Raw genomic sequence first — 10,794 nt, 5'->3', positions numbered from 1 at the left:
AAGAAAATTGTCATTATCCTTGTCTTGAATGCTACTTATTATGACTAATTCATTTAAAGAATTAATCTCGTCTTTATTTCTATCAACACGTCAAAGAACTCTTTCAACTTCCACGCCTACTCTCCAGCCGAAACCTTCAAGTAAACCCTTCCGTTAATGTGCTAGAAGCTTTTTCCTAGCGATTGGGAGTGCAAAGATGTAGGAATAATTTATAAATACCAACACCTACGCAAAAATAATTTTACAATAATCCGTAATTCGCTGAAAATCAAGCAGGACTTCGCTGAAAAAAAATTAAAAAAAATGTTCGGCCGACACTTATCGCGAAATAATCCTACCTTTGTAACGTAAGTACAACCTCATTTTGAGGTACCAAAACTGAATCAATGAAAGACTATCACATCGTTTACGAAGACAATCACCTCCTTATCGTTAATAAACGGGCCGGAATTCTCGTGCAAGGCGACAGCACAGGCGACGTAACACTAACCGATGTGCTAAAAGACTATATCAAAGAAAAATACCAAAAGCCGGGTGCCGTTTTCCTTCACCCTGTTCACCGACTAGATCGGCCAGTTAGCGGACTCGTTATTTTCGCCCGCACTTCCAAAGCGCTTGAACGTATGATGGAAATGTTTCGTAAACGCGACATCCAAAAAACATACTGGGCAGTAACCCGCAAAAAACCTTATCCTGAAAAAGGAAAGCTGACGCATTGGCTTTTGAAAAACGAATCAAAAAATACGACCACGGCCTACGACTTCCCTGAAGACAAAGCGCTTAAAGCGGAATTGAACTATAAAATTTTAGGTAAAATCAACTTGCACTACTTAGTGGAAGTGGAACCAATCACCGGCAGACCGCATCAAATTCGTGTACAATTAGCTTCTTTAGGCTGCCCAATCCGTGGTGACCTCAAATACGGCTACGACAAACCGAATCCGGATGCGAGCATCAACTTGCACGCACGCCGACTATACTTCATCCATCCCATCAAGAAAACTCCGATCATCTGCAAAGCCTCGGTTCCTGAAAATCCATTCTGGGAAGAGTTCTTGGAATTAGATCCTGATGATTTCAAAATGAAGAATTTAGATTACCTATACGAATAAAAAAAGGAGCTTAAATAAGCTCCTCAAGTGTTGTCTTCTCTAAAACAGATAAATTGGCATCCCGCCATTTGGCTAATACCGTACGCAATTGGCACGTTTCCTCATCTGCACAATCATCGCATTTGCCATAAAAGTGTAACGATACACATAAAGCAGGAGCAATAGGACCATCCACAATTCGAATAATCTTCGCAAAAGTTACTTCGCTCGGCGGAACGCGAAGGTAATAGCCTCCGCCCTTCCCTTTCTGACTCTGCAAAATTCCATGATTGCGCAATTCCAATAAAATAGCTTCTAAAAACTTCTTAGGTATATGCTCCGACTCCGCAATATGCGAAATCAATAAGGGCCCCTTTTCATAAGCCTGCGCCAATACTTTCAATGCCTTTAGCGCATATTTTGCCTTCTTCGAAATCATAGTTATGTTGATTGTTAATCAAAGCTACTAATTTTTTAGAAATACTCCACTAAGCCAATCGATTAACTAAGCAAAGGCATAAAAAAAGGCTGCCCATTGCTGGACAGCCTTTTGAAATAATTCGATTGAATTAGAAACGGAAGTGAGAGAACGCTTTGTTCGCCTCCGCCATTCTGTGCGTATCATCTTTCTTCTTCACAGCTGCTCCCTCTCCTTTTGATGCTGCAATGATTTCATTCGCTAAACGATCCATCATTGTTTTGTCACCACGCTTACGTGCATAACCAATTAACCACTTCATTCCCAATGAAACTTTACGTTCAGCGCGTACTTCTGTTGGTACCTGGAAGTTTGCACCACCTACACGACGGCTCTTAACCTCGACAGATGGCATCACATTGTTTAATGCTTTTTTCCAAGTTTCTAAACCGTTTTCTTTTGTACGCTCCTCAACCTTGTCCAATGCATCATAAAAAATGGTAAATGCAGTTGATTTCTTTCCGTCGTACATTAAGTTGTTTACAAACTTAGTTACTAATACATCCTTAAATTTAGGATCTGGTAATACGTAGCGCTTTTTTGGTTTCGCCTTTCTCATGTTGTTAGTTTTTTAATTTCGACCCAACCTTCTGCCTTAACGAAGCATACTGGATCTTTCTGTTAATAAATTATTTCTTCTTACCTGTTGGAGCTACTTGACCTGGTTTAGGACGTTTAGCACCATACTTCGAACGAGATTGTAAACGACCAGTTACACCGGCAGTATCCAATGCTCCACGAATAATGTGGTAACGAACCCCTGGTAAGTCTTTCACACGACCACCACGGATCAAAACGATCGAGTGCTCTTGCAAGTTGTGACCTTCACCTGGAATGTAGGCATTCACCTCTTTTTGGTTTGTCAAACGTACACGCGCTACTTTACGCATCGCTGAGTTTGGTTTCTTTGGAGTCGTCGTGTATACACGAGTACAAACTCCTCTTCTTTGTGGACAAGAATCCAAAGCAGGTGACTTAGATTTCCAAGTCATTTGCTCACGTCCCTTGCGCACTAATTGCTGAATAGTTGGCATTTTAGCGTAATTACCTGTTTAATTATAAATTCATTTAATCCCTTATTTCATGCAGTGGACTCAATTGAATTGAGTTATCCCACACTAATGGGGGTGCAAATTTAACAATAAGAAAGACAAAACAAAACGGTTTGGCAGAAAATTATTTAAGAAAGCCCTCGATTCCCATTTCCAAACCACGCAATTCCGCCAATCCTCGCAGACGACCTATCGCCGTATAGCCTGGATTTGTCTTCTTTCCTTCTTGTAAATCATCCAACATCCGATGGCCATGATCTGGACGGAATGGTAAACGGTAATCTTGACGTCCCGAGGCAATACGTTTTCGTTGCTCCTGAACGAGACCTTTCATCACCCCAAACATATCCACGTCACCATCCAAATGGTCAGCCTCATGGAAATTACCATGTTCATCCCGGCGCGTCGCACGTAAATGAATAAAGTTAAAACGATGCCCTAAGCGCTCAACCATCCCTACTAAATCATTGTCGGCACGCACACCATAGCTACCCGTACAAAAACACAATCCATTTGTATTGCTTTCATAGGCCGCTAATAATTGTACTGCGTCACGCTCTGTACTTACCACGCGTGGCAAGCCCAAAATCGGATATGGGGGATCATCCGGATGAATCGATAACATGACCCCAGCCTCCTCAGCTGCCGGTGATATCTCCCGAATAAAATCATATAGATTCGCTCGTAATTCCTGCTCACCTACTTCCGCATACGTATCCAAAGCCTCTTGGAAGGACTTCAGTGTAAAACTCTCCTCCGAGCCCGGTAATCCGGCAATAATATTTCGAATTAATTTATCCTGCTGCGCCTGCGTAGATGCATCAAACCATTGCTTTGCCCGAGCAACTTGCTCCTGCGTATAATGTTGCTCCGCACCCGGACGCTTCAACAAAAACAATTCAAATGCACAAAATTCTGCCGCATCAAAGCGAAGTCCTGTACTCCCATCGGGAAAACGAAAATCTAAATCAGTCCGCGTCCAATCCAAAATCGGCATGAAATTATAACACACCAAATCCAAACCTGCCGCTCCTACATTCCGTATCGACGTTTTATAGTTCTCAATGTATTGCTTGTAATTTCCTGAACGAGTCTTGATATCCTCATGAACAGGAATACTTTCTATCACCGACCACGTTAATCCAGCCGCCTCAATGATAGCCTTGCGCTCCAAAATATCTTTCAATTCCCAAACTTGCCCATTCGGAATCTGATGCAGGGCACTGACAATTCCTGTTGCTCCCGCCTGTCGAACATCGGATAATTTTACGGGGTCATTCGGCCCAAACCACCGCCATGTTTGCTCTAATGCCATAATTATTCTTTTTTTGACTTATTACGCCGGCAGGGTCCCCGCTACCGCTGCCAGGGTCTCGACCCTGGCAGCGGTAAACTTTTCCGGAATTATCTTACGCTGCCGGGGATCTAACCCCGGCAGCGTAATTGTACACCCTCTTTTAAAACTACTCTAGAAAGCCCGAAAAAGAAAAAACTTACTTGATAATTAATATCAACTACCCGATAAAAGAAAAAACCTTGCCCGCAAAACGAACAAGGTTTTTGTAATCAAGCATTTATATACTTCCTTCAAAATCTGCTGGAAGAGGTGCAAAATTAGGGAATTTTTACAAAGAGCAAAACCCTAAGCATTTTGATGCGCAGGACGCAACAAATCTGTCACCGTTTTCACCGGATTAAATGTCTCTAATGGGACTTCGACAAACAATGTATTCCAATTTGCCATGGCTCCATTCCATAACCCTGGTAACTCCTGCGCCTTCAATGATTTCCCATCTTTTGTCTTCTCCGTAATGAAACCTGTCGACATATCCCGATACGCTAATAAATCCTTACCACGTGTCGCGCATACCAAATCAACCGGATTAAAATGCGTAGAACCTGCAAATAAAGCCTTTTGGGAACCGTTTGACATGTCTACCTGCGCAGATTCAACAAGCTGTAATGTCAAATTACCTACCGCATCTTGACACCAAAATGGACCACCGCCGGGCTCTCCAGTATTTTTGACGACGCCACAAATACGTGTAGGCCGACCTAAGATTTCCAACAATGCTGCCGCCTGAGCATCGAGTGATAAAAACGCAAAATCGGCAGAAACCTCAAAACCCAAATAAGTTTTAATCTCCAGCAATGCCTCCTCGATTAAGGCAGGTTTCAGCTCTCCCTTCAAACGCATTTCTAAATAACTAATCCCCTCCAAAATCCACAACAACAATCCAGCTAAAGCTTTTTTGTATTGGATAGTCGCCTGCTTCAAATGATCCGGCACCACATTATCTATATTCTTGATAAAAATAATATCCGCGGTTAAATCATTTAAGTTCTCCAACAGTGCACCATGCCCCGCCGGACGGAAAAGCAACGACCCGTCATCCTCACGAAATAAACTATTATCCATGTTAACAGCTACTGTATCGGTAGCTGGCTTCTGCTCCGAAAATGTCACCTCAAATTCAATCCCAAAATGCGATGACCAAATCGGTGAAAGTTGCGCCACTAAAGCTTCAAAACGCCCACGATGCTCTGGTGAAACCGTAAAATGCAAGCGAGCCTTTTGACCATCCGATGCATATTCAGCCGCTTCAACCAAATGCTCTTCCAATGGCGTTCTCGCCCCAGCAGGATACTGATGAAATTTCAAGAGCCCTTTGGGTAAAGAACCATATTCCATACCTGATGCCCCTAATAATACTTTCAATACATCCACTTCCGAACTACCGTCGGGAGTGATAGATGCCAATTCCTGATAAAAGGCAAAAGACTCCTTTTGGCTAAAAAACAAATCAGACTCCTTATTGGGTTGACCAGACGAAATATATTCAAACAAGGATTTGAACATCCGAGTGGCAGCCCCCGAAGCGGGAACCATTTTCAACAAATTCAAACTCGAACGCCTCGATTCAAAGCGTTCAATATGTGAAGCTAAATCTGCGTCTGAAAATCGGACAATGCCATCCCCAATCGTCGCCGACTTCTCTAAATTCATCCAAGGAAAACCTTGTTTAAAATAATCAACTTGTTGATTTATTTCCTCAGGACGAATGCCCCGGGCAGACAATTGCAAAAGATCGGATGTTGATAACATAGCGCGTGTTTAAAAAAATAAAAATACGGTTTGCTGTGAATTTTCCCGCATAATCAAACAGATAAATTTTAAAATTGTGTCACTTAGCAAACCCACAACTTTATCCTTCAAGCAATTTTTGGTAGATTTGAACGAACATGCAGGATATCAATCACATATTGCAACAACACTGGGGTCACACGCAGTTTCGCCCCTTGCAACAGGATATCATTGAGTCAGTCCTAAAAAACCAGGATACCCTTGCCCTCTTGCCCACGGGCGGAGGAAAATCCATCTGCTTTCAAGTTCCCGCACTCGCAAAAGAAGGAATTTGCATTGTCATTACCCCACTTATTGCCTTGATGCAAGACCAAGTGGATCAATTGACCAAAAGAGGTATTCCTGCGATTGCCATCTATTCGGGCATGTCAAAAAAACAAATTGATATCGCCCTCGATAATTGCATCTACGGCCAAGTAAAATTCATTTACATTTCCCCCGAAAGACTTAAAACAGATCTTTTTATTGAACGGGCCAAACAAATGAATATTTCCCTATTGGTCGTCGACGAAGCACATTGCATTTCCCAATGGGGCTATGACTTCCGACCTCCTTACCTCGAAATCAATAATTTCAGAGAGCTCATTCCAAAAGTTCCCTGTATCGCTTTAACTGCCTCCGCTAACCAAGAGGTAAAACAAGATATCATCGAAAAACTCGGATTTAAGAACCCGAAAATATTCCAAAAAAGCTTTACCCGAGCGAATCTTTCCTATTCGTGTAAATGGGAAGATAATAAAGACCTCCAACTTGTTCAAATGATCCAGAAGGTGGGTGGCTGTTCCATCGTGTATGCGCGCAATCGACGTAAGACACAAGAAATTACCCAACTGTTGCAACAAAATGGAATAAATGCCGACTACTATCATGCGGGTTTGGCGACAGATGTACGAACAAAAAAACAACAAGATTGGATACAAAATAAAACACATTGCATCGTCGCGACGAATGCGTTTGGAATGGGTATTGACAAACCCGATGTAAGACTCGTTGTTCACATGGATCTTCCCGATACGCTCGAGGCCTATTACCAAGAAGCAGGTCGCGCGGGTCGGGACGAGAAAAAAGCCTATGCGGTAATCCTTGTTGAAGAACAAGACATCAAAGACCTTCAAGCGAACTGGGAAAAGACATATCCTGCCCCTGCCCTATTAAGCAAGACCTATCAGGTCATGAGTAACTACCTTCAAATAGCAGAAGGTAGCGGCGAATTAACGACCTATGATTTCGATTGGACCGAAATGGCCCGACGCTTCCAATTACCAGCTTCGGAAACCTATTTTGCCATCAAGACCTTAGAAAGTGAAGGATTGTTAATCTTAAATGACTCCTTCCAAAACCCTTCCAAAATACGCATCCAAGCAACGGCGGCGGAGGTTTACGACTTCATGATTCGAAATGAGAAATTTGAGACGTTCATCAAATTTCTACTCCGCCATTTTGGAGGCAACCTGTACACACAATTCATTTCGATTTCGGAGGTCAATATCAGCCAACTCATCAAAATGCCCTTGGCAGATGTCGAACGGATTTTGCAATTATTGACCAAATTTGAAATTCTCGAATACGAAAAGCAGTCGGGCTTACCCAAATTAACACTGCTAACTCCGCGAGCCAATTCGGAAAATTTACCCATCATTTGGAGTGAGTATTTGAAGAAAAAGGACAGAAGCCAACATAAAATTCAATCCATTGAAACCTACGTTCGAGCTGATAAAAACTGTAGAAACAGATTAATAACGGCCTATTTCGGCGAATCAGACCAAGCGAATTGTGGCATTTGCGATAATTGCATCCAGCGCAAAAAAGAATCCAGTGGCAAGGCCTACCCCGAGGGAATGGAAAAAGAGCGTCAATTAATTTTGAATTACCTCAAGAATGGAGCAATGAACCTCCAAGATTTAATAGAATGCCTCCGCCCATTAACACAGGCAGAGGCAGCTAAAATGATTCAATATTGCCTCGAAATGGGCGATATAACGTATCAGTCAACAGACGTTTTGGCCTTAGCCTCGTCCTGAAAAACAAATTTTACTGGATTTTTAACTTGTTGGCCTAATAAAGCAATCGCCAACACCTCCGTGGCATGTTCCACATAATGGAATTTCAAATCGGAAATATAATGTGCCTCAATCTCCTCCACATCCTTCTGATTCTTATTGCACATGACGATCTCTTTGATACCCGCACGTTTGGCAGCTAATATCTTTTCCTTAATACCTCCCACAGGAAGTACCTTTCCACGTAAAGTAATTTCACCCGTCATAGCTAAATTGGCCTTCACTTTTCGTTGGGTCAATGCAGAAGCGATAGCTGTCAACATCGTAATCCCGGCAGATGGACCATCCTTAGGAACCGCACCCGCAGGTACATGGATATGCAAATTATATTGATCGAAAATACGGTAATCGATTTGGTAATCATCCGCATGGGCTTTCAAGAAACTCAAAGCCGCAACAGCCGACTCTTTCATCACATCACCTAGTTGGCCAGATAAAGTCAATTGTCCCTTACCACGGTTCAACAACGTTTCAATGAACAAAATATCACCACCTACTGGCGTCCATGCTAAACCTGTAACAACCCCAGCATATTCATTGCTTTCATATGAATCCTTGTCAAATACTTCCTGACCTAGCATTTTTACAACATCCGCAGGTTGGATTTTACTCGGATACTCCTCACCAATGGCAATCGATTTCGTCATCTTACGAACTACACGTCCAATCTCCTGTTCCAATTTCCGAACACCTGACTCACGCGTGTATCCCTCAACGACCTTTTGAATGGCCGAATCCGTCATCGTGAAGGCAATTTTTTCGAGGCCATGTTCCAACTTTTGTTTTGGCAACAAATGCTTTTTCGCGATCTGTACTTTCTCCTCCATCGTGTAGCCGCTCACTTCAATAATCTCCATCCGATCGCGTAACGCGGGATGAATCGTATCCAAATTATTGGCCGTAGCAACAAACATTACACGGGATAAGTCATATTCGACCTCCATGTAATTATCTAAAAAGCTATTGTTTTGTTCAGGGTCCAGGACTTCCAACAAAGCTGACGAAGGGTCTCCGCGGTGATCTGCCCCAACCTTATCAATCTCATCCAGTATGAATACGGGATTCGAAGAACCTGCCTTCTTAATGTTTTGAATTACTTTTCCCGGCATGGCCCCAATGTAGGTTTTTCGATGCCCGCGAATTTCCGCCTCATCTCGCAAACCACCCAATGCCATACGAACGTATTTACGTCCTAATGCCTTCGCAATCGAACGACCTAAGGATGTTTTACCTACGCCCGGAGGGCCATATAAACAGAGAATTGGCGCTTTCATGTCTCCCTTCATCTTCAACACCGCCAAATACTCGATGATTCTTTCTTTTACTTTTTCCAGACCAAAATGATCTGCATCCAAGACCTTCTTTGCCTTGATAAGGTCGAAGTTATCTTTGGAGTATTCAGACCAAGGTAAATCAACTAAAAGCTCGACATAATTCATCAACATCGGATATTCCGGTGACATTGAATTTGTTCGTTGCAGCTTGTTTAATTCCTTTTGGAAAAAATCATTGACCTCTTTCGTCCATTTTTTCTTCGAGGCACGTGCACGCAAGCCATCCAATTCTTGCTCAGGGCTTTCTACGCCGAGTTCCTCCTGAAGTACTTTGATTTGTTGGCGTATGTAATAATCCCGCTGTTGCTGGTCAATATCACTCGAAGCCTTACTCTGAATTTCACGCTTCAACTCCAAGAGTTGGATATCTTTCATCATGTGCTCCAGCAAGCTTGTCGCTTGCTCTAAGCCATTCAATTGCTCAAGCAAAGCCTGCTTTTCAGGCAATTCAGCATTCACATTGGAAGACAAAAAGTGCACCAAATAAGAAGGTGATTCAATGTTATCCAAAGCGATTTGAACTTCCCGAGGAATCTCTGGATTCAAATTGAGAATTTTAGATGCATTTTCTTTCAAGGTCGAAATCAATGCCTTGTTTTCCCGATTCAATTTCTTTGGAAATGTATCTTCTAAATAATTGACTTTGGCAATTAGGTTTGGTTCTGTTTTGATGTATTCTTTTACCTCAAAACGCTTACGCCCTTGAACGATAATGGTCGTGTTTCCACCAGGCAAAACAAACATTTTGACGATATGACCAACAGTACCAATCTTATATAAATCCTCTGGCAAGGGCTCCTCTTTGGAATGATTTGCTTGCGCCAAAACCCCAATGGTGCGATCTCCTTTATATGCTTTCTTTACTAAACGGACAGATTTTTGACGACTCACCGTAATGGGAATCACCATACCCGGAAACAAGACGATATTACGAATAGGTAAAATCGGCAACTCTTCTGACAAAACGCCCATTTTGTCGTCGCTACCTGCTCCCTCCCCTCCAATGGGAATCAATTCAATATTCTCAAAGTCAGACATATCTGACAATCTCAAATGCTTAAAAAGGTCGTTTGAATTATTCATACACACAATTTATAATATTCCCCTCGTTAATTTTTCTAAAAGTATGGGCATATAATCAAATATCATGCCACATGACCTTTTGGCAGACCGCCTTAGTCAAATAATTGAATCCACTTATTCTCTTGGAACAAATAGGAATGCTTTTGTTCTCCTCGAGCCACATGAAAAAGATTGGTCTGATCAGGAAATGTTTCGGCTAATAAGCTATTTTCCCAATACATCCCTTTTAATTGTTGTTCTGTTGGAACCTCCACATACACCCAAATAACATCTTTAACGGACTCCCAGCCCAAATATCGATAGGGCGTGGTGAGCTGTTGGTTTACTTGAACCCCCAAATGCTTTCGCAAATACGGCTCGAGCACGTTATCGGTTTGTGGGCCTTCTAGAAACACGAATCGCTTTCCCGTGAAGGCTGTAAGACTGTACTAACCCCCTAATAGACTGGACTAAATTTTAAAAAGAGTTTAGAACCAATTAAATTAGGGAACTATGAAAAGAGAAAGAAGAATTTTCAGTCCGGAGGATCGCTTAGCTATTCTTCAAGAAGG

Annotated in this window: 9 protein-coding genes; 2 read left to right on the top strand and 7 right to left on the bottom strand. The window is 42.3% G+C overall.

Annotation, left to right across the window (positions count from 1 at the left end):
* Positions 1-386 precede the first annotated feature (386 nt).
* On the top strand, positions 387-1,112 hold the full coding sequence (locus PQG45_RS11775; RefSeq protein WP_315575077.1) for an RluA family pseudouridine synthase: 726 nt from the start codon (positions 387-389) through the stop codon (positions 1,110-1,112).
* A gap of 10 nt (positions 1,113-1,122) precedes the next feature.
* On the opposite strand, the gene PQG45_RS11770 is transcribed toward PQG45_RS11775, so the two are convergent.
* The 5 genes from PQG45_RS11770 to PQG45_RS11750 all read right to left on the bottom strand — a co-directional run bounded on the left by PQG45_RS11770 (position 1,123) and on the right by PQG45_RS11750 (position 5,727).
* Complete coding sequence (locus PQG45_RS11770) at positions 1,123-1,530, bottom strand: RrF2 family transcriptional regulator (RefSeq protein WP_315575075.1); 408 nt, start codon at positions 1,528-1,530, stop codon at positions 1,123-1,125.
* A 130-nt stretch (positions 1,531-1,660) separates the two neighbouring features.
* Positions 1,661-2,128 carry a 30S ribosomal protein S7 gene (gene rpsG, locus PQG45_RS11765; RefSeq protein WP_130895318.1) on the bottom strand — a complete coding sequence of 156 codons (468 nt, stop codon included), beginning with the start codon at positions 2,126-2,128 and terminating at the stop codon, positions 1,661-1,663.
* A gap of 70 nt (positions 2,129-2,198) precedes the next feature.
* Positions 2,199-2,603: a 30S ribosomal protein S12 gene (rpsL, locus tag PQG45_RS11760; protein WP_315575073.1), complete on the bottom strand. Its 405-nt coding sequence runs from the start codon at positions 2,601-2,603 to the stop codon at positions 2,199-2,201.
* Positions 2,604-2,745: 142 nt separating this feature from the next.
* A complete protein-coding gene (gene uxuA, locus PQG45_RS11755) occupies positions 2,746-3,936 on the bottom strand; it encodes a mannonate dehydratase (protein WP_316070919.1) in 1,191 nt (396 codons plus the stop codon).
* A gap of 327 nt (positions 3,937-4,263) precedes the next feature.
* Positions 4,264-5,727, bottom strand: a complete 1,464-nt coding sequence (locus PQG45_RS11750) for a DUF4301 family protein (protein WP_316070918.1) — start codon at positions 5,725-5,727, stop codon at positions 4,264-4,266.
* Between the two features lie 137 nt (positions 5,728-5,864).
* Between PQG45_RS11750 and PQG45_RS11745 the strand changes: the two genes are divergently transcribed.
* Positions 5,865-7,787, top strand: a complete 1,923-nt coding sequence (locus tag PQG45_RS11745) for a RecQ family ATP-dependent DNA helicase (RefSeq protein WP_316070917.1) — start codon at positions 5,865-5,867, stop codon at positions 7,785-7,787.
* Here the strand turns inward: PQG45_RS11745 and lon are convergent.
* Both lon and PQG45_RS11735 read right to left on the bottom strand, forming a co-directional pair.
* On the bottom strand, positions 7,751-10,243 hold the full coding sequence (gene lon, locus PQG45_RS11740) for an endopeptidase La (RefSeq protein ID WP_315575066.1): 2,493 nt from the start codon (positions 10,241-10,243) through the stop codon (positions 7,751-7,753). The two genes, PQG45_RS11745 and lon, sit on opposite strands and share 37 nt — an antisense overlap.
* A 92-nt stretch (positions 10,244-10,335) precedes the next feature.
* On the bottom strand, positions 10,336-10,638 hold the full coding sequence (locus PQG45_RS11735) for a DUF6702 family protein (RefSeq protein WP_316070916.1): 303 nt from the start codon (positions 10,636-10,638) through the stop codon (positions 10,336-10,338).
* Positions 10,639-10,794 lie beyond the last annotated feature (156 nt).

It is taken from the genome of Aquirufa regiilacus (assembly GCF_032470275.1).
Lineage (GTDB): Bacteria > Bacteroidota > Bacteroidia > Cytophagales > Spirosomataceae > Aquirufa > Aquirufa regiilacus.
Note: the sequence above shows the minus strand (reverse complement) of the source record. Positions and strands in the feature narration are given on the sequence as shown.

Bases quoted from the DNA above. Each gene is read 5' to 3' on its own strand.
- PQG45_RS11770 (WP_315575075.1), bottom strand. From the start codon at position 1,530: ATGATTTCGAAGAAGGCAAAATATGCGCTAAAGGCATTGAAAGTATTG.
- PQG45_RS11775 (WP_315575077.1), top strand. From the start codon at position 387: ATGAAAGACTATCACATCGTTTACGAAGACAATCACCTCCTTATCGTT.
- lon (WP_315575066.1), bottom strand. From the start codon at position 10,243: ATGAATAATTCAAACGACCTTTTTAAGCATTTGAGATTGTCAGATATG.
- uxuA (WP_316070919.1), bottom strand. From the start codon at position 3,936: ATGGCATTAGAGCAAACATGGCGGTGGTTTGGGCCGAATGACCCCGTA.
- PQG45_RS11745 (WP_316070917.1), top strand. From the start codon at position 5,865: ATGCAGGATATCAATCACATATTGCAACAACACTGGGGTCACACGCAG.
- PQG45_RS11750 (WP_316070918.1), bottom strand. From the start codon at position 5,727: ATGTTATCAACATCCGATCTTTTGCAATTGTCTGCCCGGGGCATTCGT.
- rpsL (WP_315575073.1), bottom strand. From the start codon at position 2,603: ATGCCAACTATTCAGCAATTAGTGCGCAAGGGACGTGAGCAAATGACT.
- rpsG (WP_130895318.1), bottom strand. From the start codon at position 2,128: ATGAGAAAGGCGAAACCAAAAAAGCGCTACGTATTACCAGATCCTAAA.